A 15,662-nucleotide genomic window follows, 5' to 3' on the forward strand; every position below is an offset into this window, starting at 1 on the left:
TCCTTTTTATCTTTTTTACGTCTTTATTTATATACAAGAGATAAAAAGGAGTTTTTATGCTTTCTACCATCATTGCCATGAGCATTTTCTCATTTGTTATGTCCATTTCACCAGGACCTGTGAATCTTATCATTGTCTCTTCAGGTGCTAATTATGGCATCAAGAAAACAATGTCGTTTGTTTCAGGTGCAACAATTGGATTTACATTGTTACTTATGTTTGTTGGTTTTGGATTTATTAAGATTATTCAAGCCTATCCTATTTTGTTTAACTATCTTAGTTTTGCAGGCTCTGCATTTATTCTCTACATCGGCTACAAGATAGTTACTGCCCCTTCTTCAGAGATAGAAGTCAAAAACGATAATAATATTCCCAAATTTTATGAGGGTTTTTTACTGCAATGGCTTAATCCTAAAGCGTGGATTGCTGCAGCTTCTGGTATCTCAATGTTTTCTTCAACCAATAATCATCTTTTCGCTTTTATCATTATCTATTTTTTAATTTGCTATGCTTGCTTAAGCGTATGGGCGGTTTTAGGGAATGTCGCTACAATGCTTTTGAAATTTAACAACGGATTGAGTTTCTTTAATAAGGGAATGGGACTTGTACTCATTGCAACCGCTTGTTACTTAATATACTTACAATTCGCCGATATGAGAGGAATAATGTATGGATGATATGGCAACAATTTGGCAGGAATACCACAATCAACTTTTACGATTTATCAGCTCAAAAGTGAGCGATAAAGAGGTTGCAAAAGATATTTTACATGAAGTTTTTATCAAGATTCATACCAAAATTCATACGTTAGAAGACCCAATGAAACTTAAAAGTTGGGTTTATCAAATTACACGAAATACCATTGTGGACTATTACCGTAGCCGCCAAATGCATCTTGATGTTCCCGAATGGCTTGAAGATGAATCACCATTAAAAAACAATGCTCAGGTGAAAGAAGAGTTATCACTCTGCCTTGGACTTCTCATTGCAAAGCTTCCTGAAAAATACCGCCAAGCTATAGAGCTTTCAGAGATGGAAGGTAAAACACAACAAGAACTTGCTCACATTGAAAACATTTCGCTTTCAGGCGCAAAATCTCGTGTACAACGAGGGCGAAAAATGTTGCAAGAAATGCTTTTTCAGTGTTGTGAACTTGAGATTAGTCGTTACAATGAAGTGATTAGTTTTGAACTCAAAGATAAAAATTGCAAGCTTGAAAGGTAGCAATAGCCTTTACATGTAAAGGCTATTTAATAAACAACGACATATACGAAAGTCTTGCGGTATCGATTAAGAAATCAACTCCTGGGAAATAGGCGATAAAGGTATTGCCTATACCTCCCCAAATAACAGCAATCGCGATAATGCCAATCGTAATAGGTGTAATTCCTCTAAGGCTTGGCACATCATCCCATTCTGCATCACATGCAGGGTAAAAGTACATGAGCGCTATGAGTTTGAAGTAGTAATAGATCGAGATAAACGTCGCGATGATGCCACAGACTGCCAAGGAGGTGTAGCCCGCTTCAATTGCACCCGTGAAGATGTAAAATTTACCGACAAATCCAATGGTACTTGGAATGCCTGCTAAGGAGAGCATAAAGATACTGAGCATCGCCGCCATATACGGATGCACATGCGCAAAGCCTCTAAAGTCCTCGTAGGTAACCCGAATGTGTTCATCGGCGGCAATGTAAGAGATAAGCCCAAATGCACCCATGGAAGAGAGAAAATAAGCGATAAGATAGTAAATGATAGATGAAGAGGCACTTTCCCCAGCATAACCGATAGAGACAAAAGCGATGAGCAAATAGCCCGTATGTACGATGCTAGAAGCTGCCAACATTCGCTTTAGACTCTCTTGGATAACCGCTAAAAATGTTCCATAAAGAAGTGTCGCGATGATAACAACGATGAAAAGTGTGTCCCACATATCGCGGATGGGGTCAAGGTCAATGAGCATCAAGCGTAAAACAAATCCAAAAATCGCGACTTTAAACGTTGCCGCCATAAACGCTGTTACGGGCAAAGGCGAGCCATCATAAACGTCAATCGTCCAATTTTGAAAAGGAAATGCGGAGATTTTGAACAAAAAGGTGACTAAGACAAACATACCGCCAATGACAATGAGCGAAACATCTTTACCGATGAGCATATCAAGTGTTTTTCCAATATCGCCTAAGATAGTCGTGCCAAGCCCCGCGTAGATAAACGCTGTTCCTAAAAGGAAAAATGCGCCTGAAATAGAGCCAAGAACGAGGTATTGGTAACTCGCTTCCACGCGTTTGTCATGGATTTTTTGAAAACCTATCATCACATAAAGAGCAAGTGAAGCGATCTCGAGTGCTATAAAAGCGGTGAGGAGTTCATTGGCGTGAACCAAAAGCATCATGCCAAAAACGGAGAAAAGGAAAAGAGAAAAGAACTCTTTTTTAAAGTGACGTTTTGTTTGAAAATAGTGCGTTCCAATCAGTGAAGTTACCAATGCGCCACTTAAAATGAGTGCGTCAAAATAAACAGAGTAGCTATCGACAATCAGCATTTTAGAAAAAATCTCTTTCATCGGGAAAGAGGTAAAAAGTTCGCCAAAATGGTAAAAATTGGAACTCAAGGCAGAGAGCAAAATGAGAAACGTAAGAAGCGAAAAACGCTCCATCGAAAGTCGTTCAAGAGGAGAGAGAAGCATGAGAAAAACGGCTCCACTCCCAACAATGATGAGTGGCAAAAGATAGCCTAGTTGTATCCACTGCATCACTTCACTCCTACATGTAAAATATCAATCAAATAGTGTTGTAAACTCGGCTCAATTTTATACAAGAAAAAATCAGGGTAAACACCCATTGCGATGATAAGCACCGCCAAAGGAAGTAGCCCTAAAATCTCGTGCAAGCTTAGGTCTTGCATATTTGAGACATTGTTATCGCTTTTCACCAAAACCGCTTTTTGAAAGACCCAAAACATATAACTTGCCGCTACCAAAACCGTAAGTGCCGATAAAACGCCCAAGTAGGGGTTGTAATGAAAAATACCTAACACGATCAAAAGTTCTGCCACAAAGCCGTTCGTACCAGGAATGCCGACGGTGCAAAAAAGCATAATGGCAAAGAAAAGTGTAAACCAAGGTGCCCTCCCAGCAATGCCACCAAGTCCTGAAAGAGAGCGAATACCTAAATGTCTCTCCATCACACCCACCAACAAGAAAAGCCCGCCAGTCGCAATAGCGTGTGCAACGATCAAAAAGGCACTTCCCATCATACCTTGAACATTGAGCGCAAAAATACCCGCGGTAATCAGTCCCAAGTGCGAAGCTGAGGAGTAGGCAAACATCTTTTTGATATTGAGCTGACTAATGGCTGCTATGCCGAAATAAACCAAACCAAAAATGCCAAGTGCTACAAAATAGACTGAGAATTCTACGAACAGCTCTGGGAAAAGAGGAATCATAAAACGAACCAGTGCATAAACGCCCAATTTCGCCATAATGGAGGAGAGCAAGAAAACGCCACCCGTTGGTGAGTTTGAGTACGTTTGAAGTAACCATGAATGAAATGGGAAAAGAGGAATTTTGATAGCAAAGGCAAGCATAAAACCAAAAAAGAGAAGTACCTTTTGCTCACGTGCGATGGTTGTAATATTGACCAAATCCGAGAGCGCAAAACTCCACATACCAAATTCATAGTAGTGTGCAACCCCCAAATAGAGAATGCTTACAAACATAAAGAGTGAACCCATGATGGTATAGATCGTGATTTTAAGTGTTGAAAAGACGCGATTGCCCGAGCCAAAAAGACCGATAATCATAAAGACCGGCAACAACATCGCTTCCCAAAAGAAATAAAACAGAAAAAGATCCAGAGAGAAAAGTGTTCCGCTAATACCTGTTTGAATAAAAAGCATACTAATCCAGTAACTTTTTGAGCGTTCATTTTTCCATAACAGTAAGTAAGCACTAGGAATAAGTGTCGCAATAAGCATTAAAATAATCAGAGAGAAACCATCAATTCCTAAGCTATACGAGATGCCGTAACTTTTTATCCACGCATAGTTCTCTTGGAATTGAATCGCTCCTGTGAGTTCAAAATGGGTATAGACATAAAGCGCCAATGCAAAAATGGTGAGCGAAACCATAAAGGCAACATTGCGTGTTGCGCGAGAATTGAGCGGCAACAACATCGCAACAAAGGCTGTAAGCATCGGTAAAAATATAATGATTGAAAGAATTCCTATACTCATTGTTCTACCCTAATACCAAAATCAAATAACACGATGCCACGCTAATGCCAAGCATCATAATCAGTGCGTAAAAGCGCACATGTGCATTTTGGACGATGGCAACCACGTGTCCCAGTTTGATGAAACCATGGCTGAGTCCCATAATGAAACGATCTACAAGGTTCACATCTAAACTCACCGCGATAAATTCACTGAGTTTTTGAATGGAGCGCACAAACAAGAAGTCATAAACCTCATCCACATAAAATTTATGATAGATGATGCCTTTTGCCTCTTCATGTTTAGAAAGATCGTAGAAACGAAATTTTTTATACGCAATGCCAATGCCTAAAAGTGAAACCGCTACATTGAGTGCCAAGAGTTGTAACTCCGTTTCATGGCTTACATGTAAAACTCTCATACCCCACTCGCCTAGCCAAGTCCCAATGAGATGAGAGCCTCCAAGAAGCGAAGGCAAGCCTAAAAAGCCCGCAAAGAGTGAACCCAAAGCAAGTACGACCAAAGGTGCTTTCATAACCCACGAAACATCATGCGGGTGGTTTACATGTAAAGCATTTTTTGCTTCAAAAACAACAAAAAAGAGTCGGAACATATAGTAAGCGGTCAAAACAGCACTGCACAGCGCAACAGCCCAAATCAGATACTCACCGCTACTAAATGCGACCAATAAAATCTCATCTTTACTGAAAAAGCCCGCAAAGGGAGGAATACCACTAATCGCCAAAGTCGCCATAAGCATCGTAGCGTAAACAACCGGTGTGACACGACGCATTTTGCCCATCTTAAAGATGTTTTGCTCATGGTGTAAAGCGATGATGACCGCACCTGCCCCCATAAACAGAAGTGCTTTAAAAAAGGCGTGGGTAAAGACATGAAAAAGCGCACTGCTGTAAGCGCCTAATCCAACGGCAATAAACATGTAGCCTAGTTGTGACATCGTCGAATACGCCAATATCTTTTTAATATCACTCTGTTTGGTCGCAATCACCGCGGCAAAAAGCGCACTAAACGCGCCGATGTAAGCGATGAAAAGACCGATGTTGGGAATGAGCTCATACAAGAAAGCAAAGCGAGCGACCATGTAAACGCCCGCGGTGACCATCGTTGCGGCGTGAATGAGCGCTGAAACAGGCGTAGGACCTGCCATAGCGTCAGGCAACCAAACGTAAAGAGGTATTTGAGCCGATTTTCCCATCGCACCAATGAAGAGTGTCACGCCTACAATTTCAACCATCCAAAGTGGCATCGAAGCCATTTTTTGCGCAATATTTTCATAGCTAAAGCCCGCTTCGGCACAGTAAAAGAAAAGAATTGCCAGACCGATTAAAAAACCTAGATCGCCCACACGGTTGACGATGAAAGCTTTATTGCCCGCAACAACGTTTGAATTATCTTGAAAATAGAAGCTAATGAGCAGGTACGAACAAAGTCCTACCCCTTCCCAGCCAATAAACATAATCAGTGGTCCATCGGCAAGGACTAACAGAAGCATGGAACTTAGGAAAAGGTTGAAGTAGAAGAAAAACTTACCATAACCCTTATCCTCACTCATATACGCGGTGGCGTAAAGGTGAATGAGCCAACCTACAAAGGTAATAAAAAGCACCATAAACAAAGAGAGCTTATCGCCCAAAAAGCCCATATAGATTTTGTATTCGCCAACACCTAACCACAAATAGGGCTGAAAGTGAAGCGGGGCATCATTCGTCGCAACAGATATAAACGCGATTACACCCATAATAAAACTCATCAACGGTGAAAGAAGCGCGGGCAAGGTAAACCAGTGTTTGTGTAATGGTATTTGGGTGATAGAAATCATATACAAAAACCCAATCAATACAGACGAGAGCAGAGGTGAGAGCACGATGCCTGCAAGAAGAGCACTCATACCGCCTCCTTTTGCGACAAGGTTCTAAACAGATCCGAATCTAAGGATTTTTTACGACGATAAAGCACAACAATAAGCGATAAAAAGACGCCCGCTTCAGCGGCAGCAATGGCGATAACCATCATTGCCATCACTTGCGAGCCCATATCGTTATGGTAATTGCTAAGTGCAACAAAAATGAGGTTGATCGCATTGAGCATCAGTTCGATGGACATGTAAATCACAAAGATATTTTTACGACTTATCACACCTAAAAGACCGATGGAAAAGAGTATCATCGCAACAACGATGTAGGCAAATATGCTATGAGTTATCATCATGCGTCTTCCTTTCGACCAAAGACAACAGCACCAATAAGTGCCACCAGAAGCAAAATAGAGATGAGTTCAAACGGTAAGAGCCAGTGGGTGAAAAGCTCCATGCCCAAAGGTTTGATCTTGCCAAAATCACTCGAAACCTCTTTTACATGTAAAGGCATTTTGTAAAAAGCACGCAAGATCAAAAAGTTTATCGGCAACAGTACCAGTGAGCCTAAAAAGAGGCTAATGTTTTTATTGGGCTCTTTGGGAAGATTCGCCTCTTTGATGTTTAAAAACATGATGATAAAAATAAAAAGTGTGAGAATCGCTCCAGCGTAAATGATGATCTGCACCATAAATAAAAACGAAGCACTTAAAAGAGCGAACAAGCCAGCCATCGCGATAATCGTCAAAATAAGACTGAGCGCACTGTGAACAGGTTGGTGTAAGCTTACCATACCGACAGCGCCAAGAATGGCAAAAAAACTCAGCAATAAAAAGAGAATGTCCATCATCTTTTTTTCTCCTCATTGGCTAAGAGCTGCTCTTTAGTGAGTACAAAATCTTCGCGTTTTTTGCCAATAAAACTAAAAATCCCACTGTCCATGCGAATAGCATCGCAAGGACATGCCTCAACACAGCCACCGCAAAAGACGCACTCTAAAAGGTCGATGTTAAAAAGCTCTGGCATTTTTTCATCGACACCATCGTCTCGCTCTTTCGCTTCAATAAAAATACACTCTGCAGGACACGCCGTTGCACACATAAAACAGGCAACACAACGTACACTCCCATCCTCTCGTTTGGTCAAGCGATGCGCCCCTCGGTAACGTTCACTGATGTCATGGGGTTGCTCTTCAGGGTAGTTGATGGTTTTGATCTCTGGCTTATCGCCAAGATTGGTGATGAAGTGCGAAAGGGTTGTTTTCATACCTCCAAAAATGGCAGGCAAATAAAGCTTTTCTTTAAAGGTATTGCCATGACGGTGAACGATTTTTATGCCCATCTACAGCTCCTTTACCACAACAATGATAGCACTGAGCACGATGTTGGCAATTGCCAAAGGCATCAGCACTTTCCAGCCAAGAGATTGCAACTGATCGTAGCGAAAACGAGGCAATGTCCAGCGCACCCACACAAAGACAAAATTCATAAAAAGAAGTTTCAGAGCGAACGTTGCGATTTGAATGACAGCAGTCGCCACATTGGTTGAAGTCTCACTAAGACCTAAGAAAAGCAATGTTCCAAGCCCAACAATCACAAGTATATTAATGCCTATTAGCCCTTTTTGTAAAAAGGCGCTCTCATGGTTTCTTATATCGCCTGCTTTATGCCAACAATTGTGTTTTTTGATCCAGCGCATCGCATAGAAGCTTGCCACAGGAAGCGAGACAATGAGAAAACTCAAAAGATAAGGCATGTACGTTTGAAGTGTTTGTGTGTTCAGAAATGGGAGATGATAACCACCCAAAAAGAGTGTCACTATAAGCGCACTGGAGGCACTCATCGCAACATATTCACCCACAAAAAAGAGTCCAAAACGCATAGCACTGTATTCGGTATGAAAACCGCCTACGATTTCGCTCTCACCCTCGGCTAAGTCAAATGGCGTACGATTGGCTTCAGCAAATGCCGTAATGATAAAAATAAGTGCCGCGATGGGTTGCACAATAATACCCCACGCAGGAATAAACCCAAACAGTAATTGCCCTTGGTACGTCACAATGTCACCTAGGTGAATCGAGCCGTATGTAATCAGCACTGAAACCAAAGAAAGACCCATCGCCGCTTCGTAACTGATGACCTGAGCACCCGCACGCATGGCGCCTAAGAGGGAATATTTGTTGCGACTCGACCAACCTCCTAGCATAATGCCATACACACTTAGTCCTGCAAAAGCTAAAAACCAAAGCACGCCCAAGTCCATCGGCAGACCCTGCATGATGAACCGCTCGCCGTTAAGGACGAGATCATCCGCAAATGGCATGACCATAAAGCTCAAAAAGGCTGAGGCAAAAACGATGACGGGTGCAAGGGAAAAGAAAAAACCCTCTTGAATGGCTTTGGCTTTAAAGTCCTCTTTGAAAACCAGTTTGAGCATGTCGGCAAAAGACTGAATAAGCCCACCCAAACGAATGCCGTTGATATGACAGCGATTGGGTCCCAAGCGATCTTGAATCAACCCCGCCACACGACGCTCAATCCAGACTAAAATAGGCGCAGCCCCTAGTGAAAAGAGTAGCGCTAGGATAATATTGATGATAATGACGGTAATGCTAAGGGTACTCATAGCGTTATCTTTGGTGCGTTTTTCAAATCGTCAAAGGAGATGTTTGGCATCACTTCATAAAAGAAGAGTTCCGCCTCCCAAACCTCTTTACATGTAAAGATTGTATCGCCCAAAATTGCTGCAATAATCGCTAGTAGTGTCTTATGCCCACGGTTATCAATAATAGCACAAGCACTGTGTTGCACATAGCCATCCACATTGATAAAACTACCTGCTCTTTTGGTATGCGATGCGATGGGTAAAACCAGTTCAACCTCTTTACATGTAACGTCGCATGAGGAACAGAGCGTGACAATATTTTTATCGTATCCGACTTCTTTAACCGTGTTTGCATCACTGCGCCCAATCAAAACCACAAGCTCCGCTTTTGCCAATGCTTCATCTAATTTTGCTTTGGAATCATCAATCCCCAAAAGAGGAAGCGCTCTGCCATTGGAAGAGCGATCGTTGCATTTTAAAAAGTCATCGCCAAAATGGGTATCAAAACGCTCAGGTTCATACGCACTTAGCGTGATTTCGTAGAGCTTTGCGAGCTTTTGCACTCTGACCATCTCTTCAAGCGAAAGATTGGATGAGATCAAAAAGAGTGTTTTACCCAGATGACGTTTTAAAAGGCGTAGAAGTTTTCCCTCTGCGTATTCATATTCGCTGATTTTACCGCGAATAAGTGCCATAAACTCAGCGTTTTCATTCTCTTTGTGGTAACTTAGTCTTCCTTCATCGCAGATAAAATAGCCATTAACTTTATCATTCAAGCGCGGGCGATAGCGGTATATCATCTCGTCTTTATATTTTTCTTTATGGTGATCGACAAAGAGTGAACACCCTCTAGCGCAGTGGTTGCAAATCGCCTCTTTGGTATTTAAAAACCAAACCCGCTTTTGAAAGCGAAAATCTTTGCTTGTGAGTGCTCCCACAGGGCAGAGATCAACCACATTCATCGCATAAGGGTTGGAGAGTTTGGAGCCTGGAAAAGTAGTAATAACCGAGTGATCGGCACGGGAAAGAACACCCAACTCACTCGTTTTAGTGATGTTTTTCGTAAAACGTACGCAACGGGTGCAAAGCACACAGCGTTCTTGATCAAGTACCACATTTGCACCCAAATCAACATGCTTCTGCCCTCTCGTTTTAGGCGTACTTAAACGACTTTCATACAACCCAACATCCATGTAATAATTTTGCAAAGAACACTCGCCTGCTTGATCGCAGATAGGACAGTCAATGGGGTGGTTGATGAGTTCAAGTTCGAGTATAGAGCGTTTAACGCGGTCGATATTGGCACCTTTCGTGCGAATAATCATTCCCTCTTTAATAGGCGTATCACAGGCGATTTGAGGACGTTTTTGCCCTTCAATTTCAACCATACACATACGGCAGTTCCCATCTTTTCCAAGAGCAGGGTGGTAACAAAAATGAGGAATGTTGATGTTATGCGCTAAAAGCTCCTCAATCAACAAAGCACCCTCTTTAACCTCTAATACTGTGCCATCTACCGTAATATGCGCCATTAAATGCTATCCTCATTTGGACGTAGTATTCCAATTCTAGCGAGCATAAACTTTAAAGTAGCTGTCGCTTCGGGTTTACGCAAATTTTACTCAAGAGATGTTAAACTCTACGGAGTTTTTTTAAAGGATAGCCCAATGCCATCACCTCGTTTTTTTAAAATTCTTGTCGTTGAAATTTTAGCTGTTGGTTTGATCGCTGCTTATGTGCTAATTGATGCAAAAGATGTGTACCAATGGTGGGTAGGTGAGACCAATTTTGTCAGTGCTAAAGCTTCATGCGATTTGCATGAAAGCGCATGCCAAGCTCTACTCAGTGATGGATCGGAACTTAGCTTGGATATCGAGCCCAAAAGCATTCCTTTGATGAAACCTTTGCATTTTAAAGTCACTTCAGCCATCGATTTACCGACCATCGAGATTAAGCTTTTTGCAACCAACATGAACATGGGGCTCCATACGATTAAACTTACAAAAAGTGCTCAAGGTGTTTATGAAGGAGAAGGAATGCTTCCTACATGTATTGTCGGAAATATGATTTGGCAAGCCAATGTTATACTCAACCAAAGCAGCCATAGCCAAGGAGCTATTTTTTCATTCAAAACAGATAAATAAAATTTAAAAGTTACATTTGTTACTAAAGGTAATCTTTCGAAAAATGAATGATTATTCATCATTTAGTCGGTAATGCGTTATCACTTTTTTAGTTATACTTGTTTCTTTATTTCAATTGGATTTAGAGGAGTTACTGCCGTGTCTATTACCCAAAGAGGTGATGAACTTCACTTTGACGAAAATCTTTTTATAGTCTCAAAAACTGACCTACAAGGCAGAATTACCTATGCTAATGATCTTTTTATTCAGATCTCTGGCTATCAAGAAAAAGAGTTGATTGGCGCACCGCATAATATTTTGCGTCATCCTGATATGCCAAAAGCTATTTTCAAAATTCTATGGGAACGCGTCCAAGCGGGCAACGAAGTTTTTGCTTATGTGAAAAATCGCACTAAATCCAATCAATACTACTGGGTCCATGCTTATATTACCCCTATTATCGATACTAAAACCAAGCAACTTATTGGTTATCACTCTGTTAGACGCGCTCCAAGCGCTAAAGGAATTGAAGTGATTGCCCCTTTGTATAAAAAAATGCTTGATGCAGAAGCAAGAGGCGGCATTCAAGCTTCTCGTACTCTACTAGATAACACTCTATCTCAACTAAAGGTCAGTTATGATGCCTTCATCCTCTCTTATGAATAGATCTTCGCTCGCTAAAGTACAAGATGCCAACCTTATATCGCTTGTTATTTTTTTTATTGCATTTTGTTTAGAAGTTACTTTTAACGGTTTCCACTGGATTCAAATTATCAACCTGACCAACTTTGCGCTTGGCTGGTTTATGTTTGTTAATATTCGTAAAGTTCAAAAGACCATTCACGCATTAGCAGATATCGTACACGATAGTTCCAGAGGTCAACTGCATGGTAGAATCGTCAATGTCAATGACGGAGGCGAACTTAAAACTCTTTGCTCTAACATGAACTCACTTTTAGATAATTTTGAGCTCGTCACGAAAGAGATTAAATCCACTATTCAAGCCGCTTCACACGAAGATTTTACGCGTAAGATTTTGCAAAAAGGTATGCACGGTGAATTTAAAGAGCAGACCAATATGGTAAACCAATCGGTTCATGCGATGCAACAAACGCATGAATTTATCGCACGTAACACACTCAATGCAGAACTCGCTCAAATCAGCAGCGGCTCCAATGACTTTTCGACCGTTCAATCCAACCTAACCACCATTGTTGAGCGTCTTAAAGAGATCGCCCATGATGGTGAAATTTATGCAGAGGAGACCAAGGGAAGTTACCAAAACCTTCGTGATACGATTGCTAAAATCACCTCTTTGGTAGAATTTGTGAATCAAAATGAGCAAAGCATTGGTGTACTCGCACAGCGTACTCGTGACATCAGTAACGTGGTTGATATGATTAATGACATCGCTGATAAAACCAATTTACTTGCGCTTAATGCTGCTATTGAAGCGGCACGTGCGGGTGAACATGGACGTGGCTTTGCCGTTGTTGCCGATGAAGTTCGCAAACTGGCTGAGACAACCCAAAAAGCGACCGCTGAGATTGCTGTTTCCATTAAAATGCTCCAACAAGAGACCGCAGGCCTAGAAACCAATGCTGATGCCATGAAAAGTGATGCGGATGCGTCAACCAAAACACTTGATAAATTAAGCACAACTTTTAATAGCCTTATTGCCCACTCGAACACTACTTCAACCAACATCAATACCATTCAGCAAACCATCTTTATTACCTTAGCAAAGATGAACCATGCTATCTTTAAATCCAATGCGTACAGTGCCGTTTATGTCAATGACAAAGATGCGGCATTCCAAAACCATGAAACGTGTAGCCTTGGCGAGTGGTATCTCAAAGATGGTCAAAAAATCTTTGGCGATACGCAAAGCTTTAAAGCGCTTTACAAACCACATCAAAGCTTCCACACACATGTGCTTGAGGTGGCTAAACTGATTCGCAGTACCTCATCGAATCTTTTGGATGAAAAAGAGCAGATTATTAACTACTTTAAAGAGGTTGAGAGCGAGAGTAAAATACTCTTCGGTACTCTTGATGCCATGATTGCGGAAAAAAACGCACAAGCCTAAACAAACTTTACATGTAAGAATTTTTTCTTACATGTAACCTCTTTTTTGACAACACATTTTGCATACAATCAAGCATAAAGCATCAAATCGTTATCATAAAATCAAAAAGAGTTTATATGGATTCGTTGTCACTCACAACCCAGCCTATACCAACACTTCTACGTCAACTCTCGATTCCTTCCAGCCTCGGCATGCTTTTTAATACACTCTACAATATCGTCGATACTTACTATGCAGGGCTTATTTCTACTGAAGCGCTCGCCGCACTTTCTGCCTCCTCCTTTCTTTTCTTTTTTGTTATTGGACTTGCGTATGGCGGCACAAGTGCGCTTACGGCACTTATCGGTCATGCCTATGGAAAGCAACACTTTTTTTTAGCAGGATTGATTGCTAAAAAAGGAGTTGCTTTGATTATTGGCATAGGCATGATAATGGGGCTTTTAGGGTTTTGTTTTGCATCAGAGTTACTCACATTAATCGGTACAGAAGAGCGTTACCACGCATTAGCACTTAGCTTCATTGAAGTCATTTTATTAGGCTCTGCTCTTTTCTTTGCCAACTTTGCACTCAACAGTGTTCTTGTAGCAACAGGCGATACAAAAAGTTATCGCAATACACTTATCTTTGGCTTTTTTGCCAACATTGTGCTCAATCCACTCTTCATCTATGGATGGGGATTTATTCCTTCACTTGGAATTGCAGGCATTGCATTATCAACGGTTTTGGTACAAATGATGGGCGCAGCTTACCTTCTTTTCAAAAGCCTGCAAACAGGGCTGATTAACTTTACATGTAAAAAGCATTTTTACCCTGATAGACGCATTTACAAAGAATTGATACGTCAAGCCACACCCCCTGGACTTAACATGTTAATGATGTCATTTGGCTCATTGATTGCACTTCATTTTGTCACACTTTATGGGTATCAAGCTGTGGCTGGCTATGGCATTGGGTACCGTGTCGAGCAGTTGATGTTACTTCCAGCTCTTGGCATCAGCAGTGCGGTACTAAGCCTAGTATCCAATAACATGGGAGCAGGAAAAATGGAACGCGTGCGCCAAACGCTTTTGTACGCACTTGGGTATGGTTACACGATAAGCATTGTGGGAATGATGATTTTATGGCTTAGTGGTAAGTGGTTTGTGGCGCAATTTAACCCAACACTTGAAGTGATTCAGTACGGAACAACGTATATCTATGTGATGCTCTTTCTTTTTTGTGGCTATGTAACCCATTTTGCCTGCGTTGCAACACTCCAAGGCATCAAAAAGCCGACGATGATTTTCTATGTTGGTTTTTTCCGTCAAATCTTAGCGCCAAGCCTTGTTTATACACTCATTGTCACTTACTTTGAGCTCTCATTTGTGTGGATGTGGATTGGACTTGCATGTATTGTTTACAGCTCTGCCCTAGCCTTTTTATACTATACCTATACGAAACTCAATGATGCAGTTATTGCCTCAACGCCCAATGGCTAAAGCATAAAGAACCATCCCATCACTCTGAAGGAATTCTGCTACTTCTTCATCATAGTACGCGCCAATACCGCTACACCCAAAGCCCATGTATTCACTGATTAGGTAAAGTCTATGCCCTATAATGCCTGCTTTTTGTATCATTGCTTGGTAATTTTGTGCATCATGTCCCACTAAAAAAAAGGTTACCCCACTTTTCTCTCCCAACGCTTGTTCCAAACAGAGATAACCCGCTTTGCGTGCAAAATCACCGTTTTGTAGATATTTTCCCTCTTTCCAAATGCCTTGCCCCATCCCTTCAACGCGATTAATAATCGCATAAATTTCAACATCGACATCACAATCAGAAACAATAGGTTGGCTTATGTAGGCAATTGCTTCTAAAAACTCCTCTTCCAAAAGTGGCTTTTGGGTAAATTCACGAATCGAACGTCGCTTCCAGATGGCTTGTTTTAAACGCTCTTTATCCACATCAAACAACGCCATCTTCGTTTGAAACTTTGGGGTAAGTTCACATGTCATGGCGTAACTATCTTCAATGAACCTATTTTTTTCAAACCCACCTGTACCATCGACATAGGGTAATTGCATCAATAGTGCTTTACATGTAAAGGTTTTATCTTCCTCTCCTACAATGGCTGATGAGAGAAAAAACTCCTCTGAGCCAAAACCAAAAAGCTTATTGAGAGCTTTTTTTTCAATGGCATAAAGAATGCGATAAGGCGTATTATTGAGTGTGCATGAAGCTTCAAGCGTGCCTATCATGTGCCCCGTATCGTGTAAACAGTACCTAAAAGCACGATCACGGTATTTCCATGAAGAGCGGTAGTAAAGTGCTGAGAAAAGAAACACACAACCTATTACTCTCTTTACATGTAAAAAGGGCTCAACCCCTTCTTCTTCATCTAAAGGATGTAATAAAACAAGTGCTGATTCGTAAGGTGAAAGATGGTAAATGCCATCCTTAAAGCCTTTAACACCACGTATTTGCACATAGACTTCCGTAGGATAAAGCGCTCCTGCACTAGGATTTGTTCGTAAAGCATACGTCACGCCAGGGTAGCTTTTCTGAGCCGTGACACCACCAATAAGATAAAAAAAACGATGTTCTGGATTTTGTTTATCGAGTGTAATGCGCGTCAATGTTTCTGTGTAACGCTTATACTGTCGAGGTTGATGTTCCCAGTCAATGCTATGCAACTGAGTGCGAACAGAGCGATACGTGTGTACTGTTTGAGCATGGTAGGCTAACATAAAAGCTCCTTTATGCCAATAATATTTAAAAG

The 15,662-nt window shown here is 41.3% G+C and carries 15 protein-coding genes; 6 read left to right on the plus strand and 9 right to left on the minus strand.

The window, feature by feature from the left end:
- Positions 1–56: 56 nt before the first annotated feature.
- Positions 57–677, plus strand: coding sequence for a LysE family translocator (locus N0B29_RS02240; RefSeq protein ID WP_263832070.1), 621 nt, complete (start codon positions 57–59; stop codon positions 675–677).
- Positions 670–1,224: an RNA polymerase sigma factor SigZ gene (gene sigZ, locus N0B29_RS02245; protein ID WP_263832071.1), complete on the plus strand. Its 555-nt coding sequence runs from the start codon at positions 670–672 to the stop codon at positions 1,222–1,224. Before N0B29_RS02240 ends, sigZ begins: the two co-directional genes overlap by 8 nt.
- 22 nt (positions 1,225–1,246) lie before the next feature.
- Here sigZ and N0B29_RS02250 read toward each other — a convergent pair whose 3' ends face one another.
- From N0B29_RS02250 to N0B29_RS02285, 8 genes are read right to left on the minus strand one after another with little or no spacing between them, the layout of a single operon-like run.
- Positions 1,247–2,752, minus strand: coding sequence for an NADH-quinone oxidoreductase subunit N (locus tag N0B29_RS02250; RefSeq protein ID WP_263832489.1), 1,506 nt, complete (start codon positions 2,750–2,752; stop codon positions 1,247–1,249).
- Entirely contained in the window at positions 2,752–4,233 is a 1,482-nt protein-coding gene (locus N0B29_RS02255; RefSeq protein WP_263832072.1) for a complex I subunit 4 family protein, read from the minus strand. Before N0B29_RS02255 ends, N0B29_RS02250 begins: the two co-directional genes overlap by 1 nt.
- Positions 4,234–4,237: 4 nt before the next feature.
- Complete coding sequence (gene nuoL, locus N0B29_RS02260) at positions 4,238–6,121, minus strand: NADH-quinone oxidoreductase subunit L (RefSeq protein WP_263832073.1); 1,884 nt, start codon at positions 6,119–6,121, stop codon at positions 4,238–4,240.
- The gene (gene nuoK, locus N0B29_RS02265; RefSeq protein ID WP_263832490.1) at positions 6,118–6,438 is read right to left on the minus strand and encodes an NADH-quinone oxidoreductase subunit NuoK; all 321 of its coding nucleotides are present in this window, start codon (positions 6,436–6,438) and stop codon (positions 6,118–6,120) included. The genes nuoL and nuoK overlap by 4 nt, the downstream gene beginning before the upstream one ends.
- On the minus strand, positions 6,438–6,935 hold the full coding sequence (locus tag N0B29_RS02270) for an NADH-quinone oxidoreductase subunit J family protein (RefSeq protein ID WP_263832074.1): 498 nt from the start codon (positions 6,933–6,935) through the stop codon (positions 6,438–6,440). The genes nuoK and N0B29_RS02270 overlap by 1 nt, the downstream gene beginning before the upstream one ends.
- Entirely contained in the window at positions 6,932–7,426 is a 495-nt protein-coding gene (locus N0B29_RS02275) for a NuoI/complex I 23 kDa subunit family protein (RefSeq protein ID WP_263832075.1), read from the minus strand. The genes N0B29_RS02270 and N0B29_RS02275 overlap by 4 nt, the downstream gene beginning before the upstream one ends.
- Entirely contained in the window at positions 7,427–8,710 is a 1,284-nt protein-coding gene (locus N0B29_RS02280) for a complex I subunit 1/NuoH family protein (RefSeq protein WP_263832076.1), read from the minus strand.
- Positions 8,707–10,221, minus strand: coding sequence for an NADH-quinone oxidoreductase subunit G (locus N0B29_RS02285; protein ID WP_263832077.1), 1,515 nt, complete (start codon positions 10,219–10,221; stop codon positions 8,707–8,709). Before N0B29_RS02285 ends, N0B29_RS02280 begins: the two co-directional genes overlap by 4 nt.
- A gap of 135 nt (positions 10,222–10,356) precedes the next feature.
- Here N0B29_RS02285 and N0B29_RS02290 point away from each other — a divergent pair, with 135 nt between their 5' ends.
- The 4 genes from N0B29_RS02290 to N0B29_RS02305 all read left to right on the plus strand — a co-directional run bounded on the left by N0B29_RS02290 (position 10,357) and on the right by N0B29_RS02305 (position 14,379).
- A complete protein-coding gene (locus N0B29_RS02290) occupies positions 10,357–10,833 on the plus strand; it encodes a hypothetical protein (RefSeq protein WP_263832078.1) in 477 nt (158 codons plus the stop codon).
- Between the two features lie 138 nt (positions 10,834–10,971).
- On the plus strand, positions 10,972–11,478 hold the full coding sequence (locus N0B29_RS02295) for a PAS domain-containing protein (RefSeq protein ID WP_263832079.1): 507 nt from the start codon (positions 10,972–10,974) through the stop codon (positions 11,476–11,478).
- Complete coding sequence (locus N0B29_RS02300; RefSeq protein WP_263832080.1) at positions 11,450–12,901, plus strand: methyl-accepting chemotaxis protein; 1,452 nt, start codon at positions 11,450–11,452, stop codon at positions 12,899–12,901. Before N0B29_RS02295 ends, N0B29_RS02300 begins: the two co-directional genes overlap by 29 nt.
- 116 nt (positions 12,902–13,017) lie before the next feature.
- On the plus strand, positions 13,018–14,379 hold the full coding sequence (locus N0B29_RS02305; protein WP_263832081.1) for an MATE family efflux transporter: 1,362 nt from the start codon (positions 13,018–13,020) through the stop codon (positions 14,377–14,379).
- On the opposite strand, the gene N0B29_RS02310 is transcribed toward N0B29_RS02305, so the two are convergent.
- On the minus strand, positions 14,362–15,630 hold the full coding sequence (locus N0B29_RS02310; protein WP_263832082.1) for a SagB family peptide dehydrogenase: 1,269 nt from the start codon (positions 15,628–15,630) through the stop codon (positions 14,362–14,364). The two genes, N0B29_RS02305 and N0B29_RS02310, sit on opposite strands and share 18 nt — an antisense overlap.
- Between the last annotated feature and the right edge of the window lie 32 nt (positions 15,631–15,662).

This window comes from Sulfurospirillum oryzae (assembly GCF_025770725.1).
Classification (GTDB): domain Bacteria; phylum Campylobacterota; class Campylobacteria; order Campylobacterales; family Sulfurospirillaceae; genus Sulfurospirillum; species Sulfurospirillum oryzae.

Coding starts and splice junctions, on each gene's coding strand:
- N0B29_RS02240 (WP_263832070.1), top strand. CDS start 57: ATGCTTTCTACCATCATTGCCATGAGCATTTTCTCATTTGTTATGTCC.
- sigZ (WP_263832071.1), top strand. CDS start 670: ATGGATGATATGGCAACAATTTGGCAGGAATACCACAATCAACTTTTA.
- N0B29_RS02250 (WP_263832489.1), bottom strand. CDS start 2,752: ATGCAGTGGATACAACTAGGCTATCTTTTGCCACTCATCATTGTTGGG.
- N0B29_RS02255 (WP_263832072.1), bottom strand. CDS start 4,233: ATGAGTATAGGAATTCTTTCAATCATTATATTTTTACCGATGCTTACA.
- nuoL (WP_263832073.1), bottom strand. CDS start 6,121: ATGAGTGCTCTTCTTGCAGGCATCGTGCTCTCACCTCTGCTCTCGTCT.
- nuoK (WP_263832490.1), bottom strand. CDS start 6,438: ATGATAACTCATAGCATATTTGCCTACATCGTTGTTGCGATGATACTC.
- N0B29_RS02270 (WP_263832074.1), bottom strand. CDS start 6,935: ATGATGGACATTCTCTTTTTATTGCTGAGTTTTTTTGCCATTCTTGGC.
- N0B29_RS02275 (WP_263832075.1), bottom strand. CDS start 7,426: ATGGGCATAAAAATCGTTCACCGTCATGGCAATACCTTTAAAGAAAAG.
- N0B29_RS02280 (WP_263832076.1), bottom strand. CDS start 8,710: ATGAGTACCCTTAGCATTACCGTCATTATCATCAATATTATCCTAGCG.
- N0B29_RS02285 (WP_263832077.1), bottom strand. CDS start 10,221: ATGGCGCATATTACGGTAGATGGCACAGTATTAGAGGTTAAAGAGGGT.
- N0B29_RS02290 (WP_263832078.1), top strand. CDS start 10,357: ATGCCATCACCTCGTTTTTTTAAAATTCTTGTCGTTGAAATTTTAGCT.
- N0B29_RS02300 (WP_263832080.1), top strand. CDS start 11,450: ATGATGCCTTCATCCTCTCTTATGAATAGATCTTCGCTCGCTAAAGTA.
- N0B29_RS02305 (WP_263832081.1), top strand. CDS start 13,018: ATGGATTCGTTGTCACTCACAACCCAGCCTATACCAACACTTCTACGT.
- N0B29_RS02310 (WP_263832082.1), bottom strand. CDS start 15,630: ATGTTAGCCTACCATGCTCAAACAGTACACACGTATCGCTCTGTTCGC.